Here is an 18,834-nt window from a genome sequence, read left to right on the forward strand (position 1 = left end):
CTCCGGGGCACTATGGAGTAACCCCCTCTCCCCCGGAGCCCGCTATGAACGATCCGTTACCAGAAGCTGACTCCATCGAGGACGACGCGCCCGCCGGGCCCCCGGCCGGCCTGTGGGAACGCATGAAGGGCGACCCGCAGTACGCCCCGGAACACCTTGCCCTGGAGGCGGTGCGCCGGCTGGGGCCGGAGGCGCGTCAGTGGGCCGAGCAATCGCGGACGCGGCAACCCGACGTACACCCGGACGAGCTGGCCCGGCGCGCCACCAAGAGGTTCGTCAACCTGGCCCGGCTGTCCGGGGCCGTGTCGGGGGCCGCCGGCCTGCCCGGCGCCGTCGCCGACGTCGGCGTGCTGGCCTGGACCCAGGCCCGGATGGTGTTGCACATCGCGGCGGCGTACGGCGTCGACCCGGCGCACAGCGGCCGCGCCACGGACCTGCTCGTGCTGCAGAAGGTGCACAAGGTCGCCGAGGCGGCCCGGCTCGCGCTCGGCGTGGCCGCCGGCCGGGAACGCGCCGGCGCGCTCTTCGGCCAGCCGGCGGCGGCCGGGCGGGCGTTCGTCCGGCTGGGCGTCAAGCTGGCGCAGATGGCCGGCATCGGCGCGGCCAAGAAGATCGTGGCGAAGGCCGTGCCGGGCGCCGGGATCGTGTTCGGCACCTGGGCGAACTCATCGGCCACAAAGGACCTCGGCCGCCGTACCCAGGCTCTTTACCGGCCGGCGATCCCGCATCAGCGCCCGCCGTCGGAGTCCTGACTCAGCCGCGCGCGGATCTCGCCGGCCTCCGCGTGGCCCAGCTCGTCGAGGATGTCGACGGCCCGCTGCCAGGCGCGCCGCGCGGCATCCGGGCGGCCGGCGGCGCGGTGGGTGTCGCCGAGGTTGTCCAGCGTCTTGGCCTCGTTGGACCGGTCGCCGACCTCGCGGAACAGGGCGAGCGACCGCTCGTACGCGTCGACCGCCCGCACGTGGTCACCCCGGGCGTGGTGGATGTACCCGAGGCTGTCCCAGGTGACCGCCTCGCCGAACCGGTCATCGAGCGCCTGCAGCAGGGTCAGCGCCTGCTCGCAGTGCCGCAGGGCCTCGTCGTGGTCGCCCCGCAGCGCGCACAGCCAGCCGACGGTGTTGCGGGCGTTGGCCTGCATGGCCTTGTCGCCGGTCTCCTGGTAGAGGCGGAGTGCCTCCCGGGCGTGGCCGAGCGCCTCGGCGTGGTGGCTCTGCCGCTCCAGCACCCAGGACAGGTTGCCGTGGACGTGGGCCATGCCAACCGGGTCGCCCGCCGCGGCGTACCCGTCGAGCGCCTCGCCAAGGTGAAACCGCGCGTCGGCGAGGCGGCCCAGCCGGCCGTACGCGCGGGCGAGGTTGCGGTGGGTGTGCGCCTGCGCGGCCGGGTCGGCCAGCCGGCGGGCGGCGTCCAGCGCGGCCCGGTGCGAAGTCTTGTAGTCGTCCCAGTGCCCCTGCCGGTCGAAGAACGTGGCGAGCGTCCAGGAGAGCTGCCACACGTGCGTGTCGAACTCCGCGGGTGCCCGCTGCACCAGCTCCACCAGAACGGGGTGTTCGGCGCCGAACCAGTCCAGCGCGTGCCGCGCGTCGGTCAGGACCTCCGGGGTCACACCCGGCCGCGGGTCGGCCAGCTCGATCGCGTCGCGCTGCGGGATGAGCAGCCGGTCCGCGGCCCGCGCGGTGTGCAGGTAGTGGTCGAGGGCGCGGTGCAGGGCGGCCCGCCGCTCGAGGTCCCGGTCGTGCCGTTCGGCCAGCTCGGCGGCGTACCCGCGCAGCAGGTCGTGCAGCGCGTACCGGCCGGGGGTGTGCTCGGTGACCAGGTGCGCGCGGCTCAGCTCGGTCAGCGCGCGGCGGGCCTGGGCGGCCGGCAGGCCGGCGAGGCTGGCTGTCGCGGCGGCGGTGATGTCCGGGCCGCGGTGCACGCCCAGCAGCCGGAACACGCGCGCCGTCGCGGTCCCGAGGACGCGGTACGAGGCCGCGAAGATGGACCGTACGTCGGTGGCCGGCGCGCCGCCGTCGAAGGCGTCCAGTTCGGACAGTTCGGCGGCGATGGCGCGCAGTGGGAAGGCCGGATGGGCGGCGGCGCGGGCGGCGACCACGGCCAGCGCCAGCGGTAGCCGCGCGGACCTGGCGACGATCTCGTCCACGGCGTCGGGCTCACGGGCCAGCCGGTCCGCGCCCAGCCGCCGGGCCAGCATCTCCCGCGCCTCCTCGGCGGTGAGCAGGTCCAGCGGCAGCGGCTGCGCGCTCTCCGCGGCCACCAGGCTGGTCAGGTCGGCCCGGCTGGTCACGACCGCGAGGCAGCCGGGCGTGCCGGGCAGCAGCGGGCGGACCTGGTCGGCGTCCCGCGCGTTGTCGAGCACGACCAGGATGCGCCGGTCGGCCAGCGTGCTGCGGTACAGCCCGATCTGCGCGTCGTGGCTGGCCGGGATCCGGTCGGCCGGCACCGCGAGCGCGTCGAGCAGCGCGCGGACCGCGTCCGCGGTCGTCATCGCCGCGCCGCCGGGGTCGAAGCCGCGCAGGTTGACGTACAGCTGGCCGTCCGGGAAGCGGCCGCGGACCCGGTGCGCCCAGCGCACGGCCAGGGTGGTCTTGCCCACCCCGGCGGTGCCCACGATCGCGGCGATCCGGGCGCCGTCCGCGCGGCTCAGCAGCTCGTCCAACATGGACAGTTCGGGTGCGCGGCCGGCGAACGTGGGCAGGTCCGTCGGCAGCTGGCGGGGCACCGTGCGGCCGTCGCCCGTGTCGCGCAGCACCTGCGCGTGCGCCCGCCGGAGCACCGGGCCGGGCTCGGTGCCCAGCTCGGCGGCGAGCCGCTCGCGGACGTCCGCGTACACGTCGAGCGCCTCGGCCGTCCGCCCGGACCGGAACAGGGCCAGCATGAGCTGGGCGTGCAGCCGTTCCCGGAACGGGTTGTCCCGCGCCGCGGTGCGCAGCTCGCCGGTCACCTCGTCGTGCCGGCCGGCGGCCAGCTCCGCGTCGTACAGGTCCTCCAGCAGGCTCACCCGCCGCTCCCGCAGGCCGGGGCCCTCGTGCGCGAGCAGCGGCTCGGTCGCGCCACCCAGGGCCGGCCCGGGCCACAGCGCCAGCGCCGCGCGCAGGCGGGCCGCCGCCGCGTCCGGCCGATCCGCGGCCGCGTCGATCCGGGCCTGCGCGACCGCGGCGTCGACGTCGTCGAGGTCCAGCTCTGTTGGGTGTACGCCGATGAGGTACCCGGGCGGGCGACGCTCGATGACCGTGGCGCCGAGGACCTTGCGCAGCCCGGAGATGTGTACCTGGAGCTGGCCCCGGACCGACGACGGCGGGTCGTCGCCCCACACCAGCGCGATGAGACGGTCCTCCGAGACGACCCGGTTGGCGCTCAGCAGCAGCACGGCCAGGACGGCGCGCGGCTTGGGCCCGCCCAGTGGCAGTTCGTCTCCCGCGCGGTGGACCGTGATCGGTCCCAGGACCTGATAGCGCAACCGGATTCCTCCCCAGGTTCCGGCCATCATGCCAGGAATGGGTTACATCCGCCGGTCGCGCGAGATGGAACGCGGCTCCCCGGGGGCGCGCCTGGGGAGCCGCGGCTCGTGGATGCGGCTCAGCCGGTGGCGGCCGCCTTCTCCAGGGTGGTGGCGAGGTCCTCGACCTCGCGCACGCCGCCCCAGGCGGGAGTGAGCTCCTCGTGCTCGACGTCGATGCCGTACATCTGGTCGTCCTGGGTGCCCTGCAACCACAGGCCGTCGTGGTAGGCGTAGTACAGCGGGCCCGCCGCCGGGATGCCGGCCGGCCGGACCACGGTCGCCTCCGGAACGGGCCGCCAGGTGGTGATGTCGTCCAGCACCGCGACGACACTGGCCCGCGGGTTCAGCGCGGAGAGCTGCTCGGGGGTGGTCGCCACGCCCTTGCGCACCGCGACGTAGACCTTGCCGTCGACGACCCGGCTGGCGTCGCCGTCGAGCACCTTGTCGACGGCGATGACGAACGTCGCGTACCCGTCCGACTCCTGCTTGGTCTGCGCGGCGTCGGGGTAGCTGACCTGGATCCCGGCGCCCACCTCGACCAGCGTGCCCTGGACGATCAGGTCGGCCTCGCCCACGGCCTCCTTCGGCGACGCGAGCGGCGAGTAGTCGCCGTCGACGCCGCGACCGGCCACCTCGGCCAGCTCACGGGCCGAACCCGTGCTGGCCTTCTCGTTGGCGTTCGCGCTGGCGCAGCCGGTGGCCAGCGCCGCGAGGGCGGCGGCGACCACGAGGTTCACTGCCTTGTTCATCTCGGGTGCCTCCGCTCAGTACTGCGCGTTGATGTGGCCGACGTCGTGCGAGTGGTACGAGCGCCACTGCAGGTCATTGCTCGGGATCTCGCCGACGTACATGGCGCAGTTGTGCGCGGAGGGCGAGTGGTGCCCGAGGCCGATCGAGTGGCCGATCTCGTGGACCACCGTCTTCTGCTGGTCCTCGACGTCCCACGAGCCCTCGTTGATCTCGATGAAGTCGATCCAGATGACGGCGGAGTCGCACTTCTCGCCGGCGAGCCACCGCTGGCAACTGGTCTGCCCGCGGTCGTTGCCGGGCAGGTCGACGCGGGAGAACCAGATGTCCGTGCCGGGGCGCAGCTCTCGAAGATGTCGGTCATCTGGGTCTGGTCGTCCAGCCGGTCCATCCCCCAGTGCACCCGCGACCGGTGCTCCGGGTAGTTGTCGAAGTTGGCCACGAAGCAGTACGCGTGGCCCGCGCTGTCCGCCAGCCAGAGCTCCGGGAACGGGGTCGCGTGCGCCGCCGGCTGGGCGACCAGCGTGCCGCCGAGCGCGATGACGCCGATGGCGAGGATCTGGCGCAGGAGCCTGAGTGTCTTCTGCATGGCGGCGACGGTAGGAGGGCGCGCTTCGATTCCGCTTCGATTCCGCTTCGACCGTCAGCTTTGGAACTGGCCCGGGTACGTGACCTCGGCGAGCTTCTTCTGGCCGTCCGAGTCGGGGTGGAACCAGTCCAGCCGGTTGACCATGTCGAGGGTGAACTTCACCTTGTGGGCCGCGCCCTTGTCGTACTCGCAGCGCGACCCGTACGCCTTGCACGCGGCCGCGAGCTGGCTGTTGTACGCGTCGACCCGCTTGCCGACGGCCGAGCGCCGGCTGGCGTCGGGGCCGGCGGTCGAGGTGGGGTTGGCGAGCAGAGCCGGGCAGATGCCGTTCGACCAGGCACGCACCGCACGTGCCTCGGTGTGCCCGATCTCCCAGAGCCGGTTGAGGTCGGGGATGCTGACCACCAGCACGCGCGCCTTGGGCAGGCCCTTCTTCAGCGTCCCGAGCGCCTTATCCAGGTCCTGCCGGAAGTCGTCCACCGGCGTCATGTTCTCGACCCGGTCGCGGCACACGTCGTTGGCGCCGATCAGCACCGTGACGTACTCGACCTTGGCCCGGACCGCCTTGTTGGCCTGCGCCTGCAGGCCGGAGACCCGCGCGCCCGGCACCGAGTAGTTGTACGCCTTGTCGTCGATCGCCTTGTTGGCCTTGCGCAGCCGGCGGTAGTGGCTGTTGACCTGGAGGCTCTCGCCGGTGGACCACGAGTGGCGGGTGCACGCGATCAGCGTGAGGCAGGCGCCGAATCCGGAGGTGATCGAGTCGCCCAGAGCCGCCATGGACGACGGCAGGTCGCCGCGCGGTGTGGGGTCCGGGTCGCCGATCGCGCCGCCGCCCTCCTCGCAGGCCAGGGCCGCGATCGCGGCGAGGGCGAGTAGCACGGTCGTCCAGCGTCGGCGCATCGTCGTCCCCGATGGTCGATACGTTCTGCAACGGCTCAGCTACTGTACTAGCTCCCCTAACCGCGGGGGCCCGGAGTCCGACAGCTTAAGCTTCACCGCATGGATGGGCTGGGGGAGATCGTCGCGCTCGTGGCGATCGCGGTGATCGGTACGGCGCTGGCCCGGAAGTTTGGGCTGCTCGCGCCGATCCTGCTGGTGGTGGCGGGTCTCGGGCTGTCGTTCGTGCCCGGCTTCCCGGAAATCCATCTGGAGCCGGAGCTGGTGCTCGTCGGCATCCTCCCGCCCCTGCTGTATGTGGCGGCGATCGAGACTTCGGTGCCGGCGTTCCGGTTCAACCTGCGGCCGATTCTGCTGCTCGCCGTCGGGCTGGTGATCTTCACGGCGTTCGCGGTGGGGATCGTCCTGCACATGCTGCTGCCGGAGGTGCCGTTCGCGCTGTGCGTCGCCCTGGGCGCGGTCGTCGCCCCGCCGGACGCGGTCGCGGCCACCGCCGTCGCCCGCCGCATCGGGCTGCCCCGCCGGATCGTGACGATCCTCGAAGGGGAGAGCCTGATCAACGACGCGACCGCCCTCGTACTCCTGCGGGTAACGGTCGGAGCCGCGACCGGCGCCGCGGTCGGCGCGCTCGACGTGGTCGGCGATGTGGTGCTCGCCGCCGGCGGCGGCGTGGCGATCGGCGCGGCCGGTGCCGTGGCGATCAGCTTCCTGCACAAGCGGATCCAGGATCCCCTGCTCGACACCGCGCTCTCCCTGCTCACCCCCTGGCTGATCGTGCTGCCCGCCGAGGCGGTGCACTCGTCCGGCGTCGTGGCCGTCGTGGTCGCCGGCCTGTACATCGGGCACCGGATGCCGATGATGATGTCGGCCGCCTCCCGGCTGCAGACCGACGCGTTCTGGCGGATCACCCAGTTCCTGCTGGAGGGCATGGTCTTCCTGCTGGTCGGGCTGCAACTTCGCGACATTGTGCGGGATCTGGAAACGCCGTGGGGCGAGGTGCTCGGGATCACCGCCGCGGTGGTGGTGACCCTGATCGTGGCGCGGTTCGTATGGGTCTTCCCGGCCACGTACATTCCGCGGCTCATCCCCAGCATCCGGCGCCGCGACCCGTTCCCGCCGATCAGCCACCCGTCGGTGATCGGCTTCGCGGGGATGCGGGGCGTGGTGACGCTCGCCGCCGCGCTGGCGCTGCCGACGACGGACGAGGTGGCGTACCCGCGCGACCTGTTCATCTGGCTGGCGTTCGCGGTGATCGTGGTGACACTGGTGGCGCAGGGCGCGACGCTGCCGGCGTTCGCGCGCATGATGCGGTTGTCGCCGGACGACCCGGCCAAGGACACGCTCGCCGAGGCCGCCGTGCAGAACGCGGCCAGCCGGGCCGCCCGCGAACGGCTGGACGCGCTGGCCCACAGCGCGCCGACGGCCGCCGTCCAGCGGCTGCGCGACCTGGCGGACCACCGCAGCAACAAGGTATGGGAGCGCCTCGGCGGCGGTGGAGAAACGCCGTCCCGTGCGTACGGGCGGCTGCGGCGCGAGATGATCGACGCCGAGCGCGAGGTGTTCCGCGCCGCTCGCGACGAAGGGCGCATCGCCGAGGAGGTGCTTCGCCGGGCCCAGCGCGACCTGGACCTGGAGGAGTCGTTGCTACAGCGCACGATTGAGGGGTGAGTCCGTGATTTGTATGCATCTCAACGCGGCCGACAAGCCGGAGCCGCAGACCCGGGAGGGGTGCCAGGACTGTCTGGCGGCCGGTTCGCGGGATTGGGTGCACCTGCGGCTGTGCCTGACCTGCGGGCACGTCGGCTGCTGCGACTCCTCGCCGATGAGGCACGCCAGCGCCCACTTCCGGGCGGCCGGGCATCCGGTGATCCAGTCGTTCCAGCCGGGCGAGGACTGGCGCTGGTGCTACGTCGACGAGATGGTCGGCTGAGGCGTCGGCGTCGGCGACGGCGTCTCGGACGGCGCCCCTGTCTCGGACGGCTCCGGGCACGGCTGCACCGATCCGTAGCCGGTGGGGTCCGAATAGTAGATCCGGCGGTCCTCGCCGACGAAGGTGAGGTCGTACGAGTCGCGGGCGAACGTGCCGCCCTCCACCGCGGCGGTGCCCGGCCCGTCGAACCGACCCTGCCAGCGCGGCGCGCGGGCGATCACGTCGCGGACGTACGCGTCGCCGCGCAGCGACGGGTCGCCGGCCTCGTACACCCAGAGGCGCTCGTGGTCCAGCACCATCAGCCGGGTGCGGTCGTCGGAGACGCTGCTCGCCGAGATGTTGTCGACGCCGCGGCCCAGCTGGCCGATGCGTACCAGGGTCGCGGTGTCTTCGCCCAGGTCCACGCGGTAGACCGGCGAGCCCTCGGTCTTGGCGAAGACGTACAGGTGGCCGTCGAGCCAGAACATGGCCTCCGAGTTGTACGTCCGGCACCCGTCGCGCGGGTTGTCCGGAAACCGCAGGGCGTACTCGGCGGCCACCTCGACCGACGTGGCGGTGGTCGGGTCCGGCTCGACCACCCGCAGCAGGCGCTGGCGGCTGCGGCAGTCGTTGGCGCCCAGCTCGCCGATCCAGAGGTTGTTCGTGTCGTCGATCGCGAGGGCTTCCCAGTCGCGGTTGCCCACCCCGACCACCTCGTACGACGGGAAGACCTCCTCGCCGCGTACGGTGCGCGGCTCGCCGGCCCGGTCCAGCCGCAGTCCCCACAGGGCGGAACGCGGCTGGCCCGGCTTGACCGGACCACCGTCGCGCAGCCAGTAGTACACGCCCGGATGGCGGCGGCTGGCGATCACCCCGGACGCTTCGTTGGCGGGCAGCTCGGTGGCGAGGGCGGGCAGCAGGTCGGGCGCGGTGGGAGTGTCGGGCGCAGGGCTCTGCGCGGCGATGGGTACGGGTGTTTCGCGGTCAGGGGTGATGGCGTACGCCCCGGCCGCGGTCACCAAGACCCCCGCGAGAAACCCCCAGAACGCCGCTTTAACCACAAAGATGTCATAACACGCCCCACGCCCCCTTTCTCCCCCGCCGCGCCGCACACCCCCCTTTCCCCGTCGATCAAGGGCATACGGCCGTGCTTTGATCTCCGATCCACGACCCTTTGCCCTTGATCGGCGCGGAAGTCCTTGATCGGCGCGGGGCGCGGGTGGAGGGGGACGGAGGGCTTAGGGGAGCAGGGGGCGGACCTTTTCGGCGACGAAGCGGATGAAGCCTTCCGGGTCGGGGTCGTCCGGGGTCGGCTGGAGGACCACGGTGTCGGCGCCGGCGTCGGCCCAGCCCTGGATGGCCTCGGCCATCGCCTCGGCGGGGCCGGTGAGCCCGATGCCCGCCATCGACGGGTACTTCCACGTCTGGCGCTCGCGCTCCAGGCGTTCCGCCGCGTCGGGGCCGGTCGCGGCGTGCACGTAGACGACGACGGGATGCGCCTCGCCGGTACGGCCGGCAGCCGCCCGGCCTTCGTCGATGTGGCCGCGCAGCTCCCGTACCCGGTCGGGGGAGTTGCCGCCGGTGAGGATCGTGCCGTCCGCGATCTCGCCGCACAGCCGTAGCGTGCGGGGGCGCTCGCCGCCGGCGTAGATGGCGGGCGGCGACGGTGGGGGCCAGTCGAGCGCGACGTCGTCGAGCGACACGTACCGGCCGCGGGCGGTGACCCGTTCGCCGGAAAGGAGGGCGCGGAGCGCGTCGGCGTACTCCCGAAGGAGAGTGAGTGGCGAGTCCACCCGCGCCCCGACCTGGCCCATCCAGCTCTGGACGCCGTGGCCCAGGGCGGGCCGGAAGCGGCCCGGGAAGAGCCGATCCAGCGTGGCGATCTCCATCGCGGTGAGCGCGACGTTGCGCAGGGGCACCGGGAGCAGGCCGACGCCGACGCGCACCCGTGATGTCGAGGCCAGCAGCGCGGCGGTGCTGGCGATGCCGCTCTCTTTGAAGCAGTCCTCCCACAGCCACAGCTCGTCCAGGCCGGCGTCGTCGGCGGCGCGGGCCACGTCGCGGAAGCGCTCGGGCGGCAGCTGGGGCAGGAGTACGGCGCCGAGGGTCGTCATGACGATGATCCTGTCAGCGCGGCGATCAGTTCGCGTTCCTCTTCCGCGGTGAGCCCGGCGCGTCGTTCCCGGTCCAAGCCTTCCGCGCGCTCCCAGGTCAGCGTGTCGGCGAGCAGTTCCGCGCGCGGGCGGTGGCGGAGGCCGGCGGCCTGGGCAGCGGCGCCACTGCGCGCCAGGAACCCCTCCCAGCCCGGCTCGACGATCCACATCGCCAGCGACTGCGGTCCCATCCACTGCTTGACCTCGTGCTCAACCAGCCACCGCGGGTCGGCGGCGTGCACCGGGCCGGTGTGCCCGCCGACCGTACGGGATAGCTCGATCCACTCGCCGAGCGGCAGGACCGGGCCGACCGCGTCGTACGTCCCGGTGGTGCCGGCCTCGGCCGCGTCGAGCAGCCAGGTGGTCAGGTCGCGTACGTCCACGACCTGCGTCGCCTGGTCCGCCGCGTCGGGTACGAGCAGGGGCGCGGCCGGCTCGCGGGCGGCGCGGGCCACCCAGTAGCCGGAGCGCCCGGTGTGGTCGCCGGGGCCGCCGATCAGGCCGGACCGCGCGATGAGCAGCCGGTCGCCGACGGCCGCCACCGAAGCCTGTTCGCAGGCCACCTTCGCCTCGCCGTAACCGCCCTCGCGCTCGATCGTGTCGCGGTCGGTCGGCGGGAGCAGCGGGTCGGACTCGTCGGCTCCCAGGGTCGCGTGGGAGGCGTACACGCTGCTGGACGAGACGTACGTCCAGTGCCGCGTCCGGCCGCCCAGCGCGTCGAGCGCGCCGCGCACGAAGCCCGGCTGCCACGACACCTCGAAGACCGCGTCCCACTCGCGGCCGGCCAGCTGCTCGTACGCCCCCGGCTCGCCCCGGTCCGCCAAGACCAGCACCGATCCCTCGGCCACCTCGCCGCTCTCGCCGCGCGCCAGGCACGTGACCTGGTGCCCGCGTGCCATCGCCTCTCGGGAAAGCTCCCGACCCAACCATGCCGTTCCACCCAGGACCAAGATCTCCATGCGCCCAGCCAACCACTGGGATGGCGCGCTCCCAAGCGCGTTCGCGATGAGCTAAAGCGGGTTTGTGGCGGTCATAGCCGGGCGATCAGGAGGGCGGACACCAGCAGCGCCAGCCAGTGCAGGGCCTGATCGGCCACGTACATGCCGCACACCGGCGAGGTCTGCTCGACGAACGCGGGCGAGCGGGTCAGGCGAAGCAGCCGCGCGACTGGTCTTCGCCGGTCGAGGATCGCGTGGGTGACCACGCTGAAACCAAACCCGGCGGCCAGGCCCGTCGCGGACAGCGGCAGCGCCAAGGTGTACGCCGTGCCGGCGAGCACCACGGCGGCGGTCACGTGGTACCCGATGAGGTGGCCGGCCATGGCTTTGGCCCCGGTCCAGCCCGCGCCCGCCTTGTGCTCGGCCTGCCGGTCGGTCTGTGCGATGTGGTCGCCGAGCTGATGCCCGATCAGCAGCGCGAGGAGAGCCACCCCGAAGGTCGCCTGTACGGTCAATTGCTCGGCGGTCATCATGGCATCGTGCGCGAAGGCACGATCTTCGACAGCGTGGTAGCTGACAGTTTTGCTGATTGTGTCGAAGGTCGCGCGGGTTTCATGTATCAAACGGCCAGGGTGAGGGTGCGCGCGGCCACAGAGATCGTCGCCGATCGCGGAGACCGTGCTGGCCGGGCTGGTACGGGGGCTAGTACTGCTCGTCTGCGCGGGGCTTACGCACCACTTCGCGGTACTTGGGGTGGCTGGCGCCGTATAGGGCGTAGTTGAGCCGGGCCTCGGTCAGCGTCAGCTCCCCGTTCGGCCCGCCGACCGCGACGAAGGCCCCGGGATCGGCCTGCGCCGGGTCTGTCCAAAAGCAGACCGGGCACGTGACACACCCGGTTCGATAGCCGCAACAAGGACACTTGCTCACCACAGACGCCTGACCATGACCACCCACGCGCGCTAGCTTTTCACGCCAACCGCCTACCACGTAACCCGGGACGTCGCCTTTGTGGACACTTAATTTTCAGCCACACGCGGCGCCGTTGACGGTGAAGAGCCCGGGCACCGGGTTCGGCCCATGTGACGTGCCGTTGAAGCCGAAAGTCTTGGTCGAACCGGGCTGGATGACGCGGTTGTGCGACTGGTTCCGGGCGGTCACGGTCGCGCCGGACTGGGTGGTGTCGGCAAGCCAGGACTGGGTCACCTGCTGCCCGCCGAGGAACGCCCAGCGTACGGCCCAGCCATTGATCGCCGTGGTCCCGGTGTTGGTCAGCGTCACCTGCGCGGTGAAGCCGCCGGACCAGGAGCCGTGGATCACGTAGTCGACCTTGCAGCGAACGGCCGGTGGGGCGGCCGCGCCCTGGTCGGCGAGGAAGGAGGCGACCCAGGCGAGCGCCGAGTTCCAGTTGACCGCCACCTCGTTGGTCGCGTACGACTCGATGTGGTCGACGTAGCAGAACATCGGTTGGCAGCCCTCCAGCAGCTGCTTGGCGTACGGGTCGTCGAGGCCCGCGTTCGCCCCGCCCGCGATCGAGCCGGCCGGCGGGTTGGGCAGCGACGCGTCGAGCTGGTTGCCGAAGATCCGGCTGTGCTGGTTCTTCGACGCCTTCTCGCCCCAGCCGGTGACGTACGAGTGGTTCAGCGCGTTCCGGCCGAGGATGTAGTCCATGCCCTGGATCGCGCCGTCCCGGTACCTGGCGTCCCCGGACAGGTCGTACGCGGTGGCCAGCACCGCCATGTTGTTGAGGACATTGCTGTTGGCGCCCCAGAAGTAGGCGCCCCGGTGACCCGGCATCGGCAGGCCGTACGCCTGGCCGGCCTGGGTCGTGAGGTACGCGTCGGCGGCGGCCAGCACGGACGTACGCAGGCGCTGCCGCTCGGCGGCCGGCAGTCCACTCGGGACGGTGGCCAGGTCGAGCCGGCCGAGCGCGGCGGTGCTGCCCCAGCCGAAGCCGACCGGGCCGAAGACGTCCGCGCTGGTGTGGTGCGCCGACGCGGTCACGTCGGCCAGGTACGGCGCCTCCCCGGTGGTCAGGTAAAGCTCGGCGGCCGCCCAGTAGAACTCGTCGCTCACGTCGTTGTCGCTGTACGTACCACCACCGGTGCCGTCGTTCGGGTCGGCGTACACGGCAGGGTTGGCCTTGGCCGCCGCGTAGGCGGTCTTGGCGGCGGTGAGCGCCTTGGCCGCGAACGGCGCGTCGTACGGGGCGAACAGGCGCGCGCCCTGCGCGGCGGCGGCCGCCAGGTTGAGTGTGGCCGCGGTGGACGGCGGGTGCAGCTCGCGCTGCTGCGGGTCGTCTTCGGGCTGCAGGGGCAGGCCGGTCCAGGCGGCGTCGTGCATCTTGTGGTGGGCCATCCCGGCGCGTGGCTGTCCGGCGGGGACCTGCATGCGGAGCAGGAACTCCAGCTCCCACCGGGCCTCGTCGAGGACGTCGGGCGTACCGTTGCCGCGCTCGGGAAGGCGTAGGGTGCTGTCGCCCAGCGCGGCGCCGGCGCCCGCGGACGCCGCGGTCTTTGTCCGCTCGAACGCGCCGAGCAGCTGGGCCGTGGCGATGCCGCCGTTTACGACGTACTTGCCGTGGTCGCCGGCGTCGTACCAGCCGCCGCGTGCGTCCAGCCGGTAGCCGCAGACGCCGGGCTGGCAGGGCACGTCCGTGTCGCCCCGGTTGGGTGCGACGTCGAGGTGGCCGGCCGGGCGGGCGTACTGCTCGCCGACCAGGGCGCCGTCGATCGCGATGCCGCTGCGCTGGATGTAGAAGAACTGCAACGCGTCCGAGCGGAGCTGCTTGTAGACATCGGCGGAGATGTCGAACGGGTGGCTGGTCTCGCCGTCGGCGGTGAGCGTGTAGCCGGTGCCGGCGGTGCGGTACGCGGAGAAGTCGATGGTGTGCACGTTCTGCCCGGACGCCTGGTCGACGCCGCGCGGGGTGCTCTGGCCGCTCGCGAGGACCGTCGTGCCCTTGGTGAGTTCCCAGGGCAGCGGGTCGGTGGCGGCGGTGACGACGGTGGCGTTCTTCGGGCCGGCGGGCAGGTAGCCGACCTGGTTGACCCGGACCCGCGGCCCGGTGTCCGGCACGTACGGCGGCTCCTCCTCGCCGCCGATCAGGGACACGTTGTCCAGGCAGAAGGTGTACGCCGTCGGGTTGGCGCCGACCTGGAACGCCACCTGGGCCTGCTCGGTGTCGACCGGCGAGGTCAGGGTGAACTCCAGGTGCTGGGTTTCTCCGGTCAGCACGACGTCGCGGGTCAGGAAGGAGGTGTACGGGTCGACGCCGAGCTGGACGGCCGCCCGTACGGTCGCGCCCGGCGCGGCCGAGGCGTCGAAGGAGAAGGTGTACGCCGCGCCGGCGACCAGGGTCACGCCGTTCTGCCCGACGCCCCCGTCCCACGGGTTGGCGAGCCCGCCGGGCACCTCGGAGCACAGCTTGCCGTCCACGACCGCGGTCGAGGTGGTGCCGTACGAGTACCAGCCGGCGGTGCCGTCCGCGAAGTCGCCGTTTTCCACCTGCTCGGGACCGCTGCTGCCGGCCTCGCTGGTCAGCGACACGTCGTCGAGGCAGAACGTGAACGGCTCCGCCGAACCACCGAGCTGGAACGTGAAGACGCCGTTGGACGAGTCGAGGTTGCCGCTGAAGTCGTACACGAAGGTCTGTGGCGTGCCGGTGAGGGCGACCTCGCGGGACAGGGCCGTGGTGTACGGCGCCTCGTTGAGCTGGACGTTCGCGCGGACGGTGACCGGCACGCTGGCGGACGCCGAGAAGGTCAGCCGGTACGCGTCGCCGTCGACGAGCGGGATGTCGCTGTGGCCGATCGCGCCGTCCCACGGGTTGGCGAGGCCGCCGGGCACCTCGGCGCAGAGCCGACCGTCCACTGCGGAGACCGGCGCGTTGCCGGTGTTCCACCAGGGCGCGGTGCCGCTGTCGAAGGTGCCGTTGTCGATGTGCTGGACCTCTTCCGCGTACGCCGCGGTGGCCAGGCCCGCGGCGGTGAGGAGGGCGGCGGCTAGGACGGCGAGGGCACGTTTCACGGGGGCCTCCAGGCATTGGGAGCGCTCCCATCATATCGATGTATTGAGATGCAAGGAAGGGCACCTTGTTATCGCTTTACGCATAGGAGGGGACCCTTCCTAACGCCCAAGGCGGAAAGCGGGATTTTTGTAATCTCTCGGGCGATGCGGTGATCTACTAGAGACATCCCTACGTCGCCCTGGCAGGCTCCCAGCCATGACCCTGAAGCTGCGCTACGCGGCGGTGAGTGACACCGGCCTGATCCGGAGCGCGAACCAGGACTCGGTGCACGCCGGTCCGCGCCTGCTCGCCGTCGCCGACGGCATGGGTGGGATGGCCGCGGGTGACCTCGCCAGCCGCATCGTGATCGAGACGGTGGCGCCGCTGGATCGGGAGATATCCGACGACGGGCTGCTCGACGCGGTGCGGGACGCGCTCGACGCCGCCAACGGCCGGATCCGCGAGGCCGTCGCCGAGGACCCGAGCCGCGACGGCATGGGCACGACGCTGACCGCGGTGCTCTTCACCGGGACCGCGCTGGCCCTGGCGCACGTCGGCGACTCGCGGGCGTACCTGCTGCGCGACGGCCACATGCAGCAGATGACCCGGGACGACACGTTCGTGCAGATGCTGGTCGACGAGGGCGTGATCACCCCGGAGCAGGCCAGCAGCCATCCGCGCCGGGCCGTGGTCACGCAGGCGCTGCAGGGCGGCGAGGCGAACCCGGCGTACACCTTCATGCGTCCCATCGCCGGCGACCGCTGGATGCTGTGCAGCGACGGCCTGTCCAATGTGGTCAGCGCCGAGACGATCGGGGAGACCCTCAAGGAGTACGCCGATCAGCGCGACTGCGCGCGGCGGCTGGTCGACCTGGCGCTGCGGGCCGGGGGCCGGACAACATCACGGTGGTCGTCGCCGACGTGACCGGGGATGACTAGAGGGATTACCGTCTTGCCATGCACCCCGGCTCACCCCCGCCGCCGCCCCGCCCCACCCCGCCCAGCAATCAGATCGGCGCCCTGCTGCCGCTGTTCATCGGCGGGCTGTCGCTGGTGCTGATTGTCGGCGTGATCGCCGGCGCCATGCTGATCTCGCGGAGCCTGGAATCGGAGCCGCCGCGCGCGGCTCCGGTGGCCGCGGCGTCGCCATCCCCATCGCCGTCGCCGTCCCCATCGGACGGGCCGTCACCGTCGGCGGAGCCAACGCCCACAGTGGAGGCAACCCCCACCCCGGAGGAGAGCGACAGCCCGCTGCCGGTCGACCCGTTGCACGACCCGTGCGTGGTCGGCGCCTGGCGGGAGACGTCGCACCAGGTCGACACCGAGATCGGCGGCGTGAAGGTCCGGCTGAACGGCTCCGGAGCGATCCAGCGGTTCCGCGAGGGCGGCAACCTCATCATCGACTACGGCAAGGGCGTCAAGCTGAAGGGGAGCACGTACGAGCTGACCATTGCCGGGCGGCTGACGTACAACTGGCAGACCAACCGGGGGCAGATCCTGCACAGCAACGCCAAGGCGAGCGGCACGGAGGTCTGGCGTAACGGCGGCCAGATCATCCACCGCCAGGCGTTGACAGCCCCCATCGACCCCGAGCGTTATACCTGCTCAGGCAACACGCTCCGGCAGTTCGGCCCGACGTGGACGATCGAGATGACCCGGGTGAACTCCACCGGCGCCTAACTGCGGTAGGTTACAGCGGTTGCACGGGGGCGCTGTGCGGTCGGCCGGTGGAGGGGATGGCCTCGACACGACACCATGTCCGCGTACCGGTGACGCTGGGGATCGTCACCGTGATCGTTGGCATCAATAGCAGCGGGTGGCTACCCGAGCGCGCGTCCGTCGTCCTGGACAACGGCGCGCAGCTCGCCGCCGCCCTGGTCGCGATCGGCGTGTGCGCGTGGGCCGCGCGACGCCTGACCGGCGCCGAGCGCACCTGGCGCCGGCTGATGGCGGTCGGCATGGCGGGCTGGGCCGCGGGCCAGGTGATCTGGAGCTGGTATCAGATCTTCAGCACCGAGCACCTGCCCTCGCCGTCGCTCGCCGACCTCGGCTACCTGTCGCTGCCGCCGTTCGCGTTGATGGCGCTCTTCGCGATCGCCGCCTCCGCGCCGCGGTCGACGCCGGTCTCCCGGGGGCGGGACCGGCTCGTGCTGGTGCTCGACGGCCTGATCGTGGTGGCCTCGCTGGCGGTCCTGAGCTGGGCGACCGTGCTCGGGCCGGTGGTGGATGCGGGCGCGGACACCCGGCTGGCGTTCGCCGTCGCGATCGCCCACCCGCTCACCGGCGTGGTACTGACCGTCATCGTCGCGCTGCTCGTGGTCACCCGCCCGGTGCCGCGCACCTTCCGCCCGCAGCTCTTCCTGCTGGGCCTGGGTCTGGTCGCGCTGGCCATGTCCGACTGCGTCTACGCGTACCTGATCGCCAGCGGCGCGGAGCAGATGTCGTCGCTGGCCAACACCGGGTACATCGCCGGGCCGGCGCTCATCGCGCTCGCCGGGGCGGCCACCGTCGACCGCCAGCGGCCCGAGCCTCCCGTGCCGGTCCGCCACCGGTACGACTGGATGCACCTGCTCGTGCCGTACGTGCCGTTCATCGCCACCGGCCCGCTCATCCTCGCCCGCGCCGCGACCGGCCAGTCGCTGTCCACTCTGGAGATTTACCTGGGCTGGCTCGGCCTCGCGCTGGTCGTGGCCCGGCAGATGGTCACGCTGGTGGAGAACACCGCGCTGCTCGCCCGGGTGTCGGACGGCCAGCAGCGGCTGGTGCACCAGGCGTACCACGATCCGCTCACCGGCCTGGCCAACCGCGCGCTCTTCCGTGACCGGCTCCAGCAGGCGGTCGAGCGGCACCGCGAGCACGGCCGGCCCGTCGCACTGCTCTTCGTCGACCTCGACGACTTCAAGCTGGTCAACGACAGCCTCGGGCACGCCGCTGGAGACCGGCTGTTGCGCGCCGTCGGAGCCCGGCTGCTGACCTGTGTACGGGTTGAGGACGCGGTCGCCCGGCTCGGCGGTGACGAGTTCGCCGTACTCCTGGAAGGCGACGCCATCGCACCCGTGCCGGTCGGGGAGCGGATCATCGCGGCGCTGCGCGAGCCGTTCACGGTGGACGCCCACGTGCTGCCGGTGACGGCCAGCGTGGGTGTGGTGGTGCCCGACCCGGACGAGCCGCTCACCCCCGACTCGCTGCTGCGCCGCGCCGACGCCGCCATGTACGCCGGCAAGCGGCGCGGCAAGGGCCTGCTGGTCCGCTACGACGCCGGGGTCAGCGACGGGAACGGCGACCCGCACCTGCCCGACCTGCTGGCGGACGCGCTCGCCGGGGACCCGGGCGCGGCCGGGTTCGAGGTGCACTACCAGCCGATCGTGCGGTTCGAGGACGCGGCGACGGTCGCGGTGGAGGCGCTGGCCCGCTGGTCGCACCCGGCCGTCGGGGCGATCGACCCGGACGTCTTCGTGCGGCTGGCCGAGCGCTCCGGGCTCGTCGCGGCGCTCGACGACTTCGTGCTCGACCGGGCGTGCGCCGACGCCGCGGCGCTCACCGAGGCGTACGGCCAGGCGGTCGACGTACACGTGAATGTGTCGGCCGGGCGGCTCGGCAGGCCGGAGCTGGAGGCGGCGCTGGACCGGGTCCTGGCGGCCCATGCCCTGCGGCCGGGACGCCTCGTCCTGGAGATCACCGAGACCAGCCGGATCACCGATCTGCCAGCCGCGGCGGCGGCCGCCCGGCGGATCCGCGCCCGCGGCGTGCGGGTGGCGCTGGACGACTTCGGGTCCGGCTTCAACGCGCTCGCGCAGCTGCACGCGCTGCCGGTGGACGTGGTCAAGCTCGACGCGGCGCTCACCGACATCGACACCGAGCCCGACCGGACCGAGGCGCTGGCGAGATCAGTGCTAGCGATCTGCGCCGAACTGCAGATCACCGTGGTCGCCGAGGGCGTGGAGACGCTGTCCCGCGCCGGCGCGCTAGCCCGCCTAGGCTGCCGCCTAGGCCAGGGCTACCTGTACGGCCCCCCACGCCCCCTAGCCGCGCTGACCGTAGCCACCGGCTAACCCGCCGATCTTGGACTTGTCAGCCTCGAATGTCCGAGATGG

The 18,834-nt window shown here is 72.3% G+C and carries 15 protein-coding genes and 1 pseudogene; 6 read left to right on the forward strand and 10 right to left on the reverse strand.

The annotated features are described in order from the left end of the window. Positions 1-44: 44 nt before the first annotated feature. The gene (locus Prum_RS30250; RefSeq protein ID WP_173079564.1) at positions 45-752 is read left to right on the forward strand and encodes an EcsC family protein; all 708 of its coding nucleotides are present in this window, start codon (positions 45-47) and stop codon (positions 750-752) included. Here Prum_RS30250 and Prum_RS30255 read toward each other — a convergent pair. The 4 genes from Prum_RS30255 to Prum_RS30270 all read right to left on the reverse strand — a co-directional run bounded on the left by Prum_RS30255 (position 728) and on the right by Prum_RS30270 (position 5,738). Further along, positions 728-3,460, reverse strand: coding sequence for an AfsR/SARP family transcriptional regulator (locus Prum_RS30255; protein WP_246278186.1), 2,733 nt, complete (start codon positions 3,458-3,460; stop codon positions 728-730). The two genes, Prum_RS30250 and Prum_RS30255, sit on opposite strands and share 25 nt — an antisense overlap. Positions 3,461-3,579: 119 nt before the next feature. Next, positions 3,580-4,251 carry a hypothetical protein gene (locus tag Prum_RS30260; RefSeq protein WP_173079566.1) on the reverse strand — a complete coding sequence of 224 codons (672 nt, stop codon included), beginning with the start codon at positions 4,249-4,251 and terminating at the stop codon, positions 3,580-3,582. Between the two features lie 15 nt (positions 4,252-4,266). Continuing rightward, on the reverse strand, positions 4,267-4,419 hold the full coding sequence (locus Prum_RS30265; RefSeq protein WP_173079567.1) for a hypothetical protein: 153 nt from the start codon (positions 4,417-4,419) through the stop codon (positions 4,267-4,269). 473 nt (positions 4,420-4,892) lie between these two features. After that, positions 4,893-5,738 (reverse strand): SGNH/GDSL hydrolase family protein, encoded by an 846-nt coding sequence (locus tag Prum_RS30270; RefSeq protein WP_173079568.1) that lies wholly within the window; start codon positions 5,736-5,738, stop codon positions 4,893-4,895. A gap of 99 nt (positions 5,739-5,837) precedes the next feature. On the opposite strand from Prum_RS30270, the gene Prum_RS30275 reads away from it, so the two are divergent. Beyond that, positions 5,838-7,403: a Na+/H+ antiporter gene (locus Prum_RS30275; protein WP_173079569.1), complete on the forward strand. Its 1,566-nt coding sequence runs from the start codon at positions 5,838-5,840 to the stop codon at positions 7,401-7,403. 4 nt (positions 7,404-7,407) lie between these two features. Continuing rightward, positions 7,408-7,665 (forward strand): UBP-type zinc finger domain-containing protein, encoded by a 258-nt coding sequence (locus tag Prum_RS30280; protein WP_371871279.1) that lies wholly within the window; start codon positions 7,408-7,410, stop codon positions 7,663-7,665. Here the strand turns inward: Prum_RS30280 and Prum_RS30285 are convergent. From Prum_RS30285 to Prum_RS30310, 6 genes are all read right to left on the reverse strand, one after another. Continuing rightward, on the reverse strand, positions 7,641-8,663 hold the full coding sequence (locus tag Prum_RS30285; protein WP_173079571.1) for a hypothetical protein: 1,023 nt from the start codon (positions 8,661-8,663) through the stop codon (positions 7,641-7,643). The two genes, Prum_RS30280 and Prum_RS30285, sit on opposite strands and share 25 nt — an antisense overlap. A 219-nt stretch (positions 8,664-8,882) precedes the next feature. Then, positions 8,883-9,758 (reverse strand): LLM class flavin-dependent oxidoreductase, encoded by an 876-nt coding sequence (locus tag Prum_RS30290; RefSeq protein ID WP_173079572.1) that lies wholly within the window; start codon positions 9,756-9,758, stop codon positions 8,883-8,885. Further along, a complete protein-coding gene (locus Prum_RS30295; RefSeq protein ID WP_173079573.1) occupies positions 9,755-10,756 on the reverse strand; it encodes a Rossmann-fold NAD(P)-binding domain-containing protein in 1,002 nt (333 codons plus the stop codon). The genes Prum_RS30290 and Prum_RS30295 overlap by 4 nt, the downstream gene beginning before the upstream one ends. A 71-nt stretch (positions 10,757-10,827) precedes the next feature. Further along, positions 10,828-11,265: a DUF3307 domain-containing protein gene (locus tag Prum_RS30300; protein ID WP_173079574.1), complete on the reverse strand. Its 438-nt coding sequence runs from the start codon at positions 11,263-11,265 to the stop codon at positions 10,828-10,830. 172 nt (positions 11,266-11,437) lie between these two features. After that, a complete protein-coding gene (locus tag Prum_RS30305; protein WP_308785385.1) occupies positions 11,438-11,722 on the reverse strand; it encodes a CPCC family cysteine-rich protein in 285 nt (94 codons plus the stop codon). Positions 11,723-11,758: 36 nt separating this feature from the next. Next, positions 11,759-14,761: a glycoside hydrolase family 9 protein gene (locus tag Prum_RS30310; RefSeq protein ID WP_246278188.1), complete on the reverse strand. Its 3,003-nt coding sequence runs from the start codon at positions 14,759-14,761 to the stop codon at positions 11,759-11,761. A 196-nt stretch (positions 14,762-14,957) separates the two neighbouring features. On the opposite strand from Prum_RS30310, the pseudogene Prum_RS30315 reads away from it, so the two are divergent. The 3 genes and pseudogenes from Prum_RS30315 to Prum_RS30325 all read left to right on the forward strand — a co-directional run bounded on the left by Prum_RS30315 (position 14,958) and on the right by Prum_RS30325 (position 18,792). Continuing rightward, positions 14,958-15,679 (forward strand): annotated as a pseudogene (locus tag Prum_RS30315) (PP2C family protein-serine/threonine phosphatase). Positions 15,680-15,697: 18 nt separating this feature from the next. Further along, complete coding sequence (locus Prum_RS30320) at positions 15,698-16,420, forward strand: hypothetical protein (protein WP_173079575.1); 723 nt, start codon at positions 15,698-15,700, stop codon at positions 16,418-16,420. A 56-nt stretch (positions 16,421-16,476) separates the two neighbouring features. Next, complete coding sequence (locus tag Prum_RS30325; protein ID WP_173079576.1) at positions 16,477-18,792, forward strand: putative bifunctional diguanylate cyclase/phosphodiesterase; 2,316 nt, start codon at positions 16,477-16,479, stop codon at positions 18,790-18,792. The last annotated feature ends 42 nt before the right edge of the window (positions 18,793-18,834 follow it).

Origin of the sequence: Phytohabitans rumicis, assembly GCF_011764445.1 — a bacterium.
Classification (GTDB): domain Bacteria; phylum Actinomycetota; class Actinomycetes; order Mycobacteriales; family Micromonosporaceae; genus Phytohabitans; species Phytohabitans rumicis.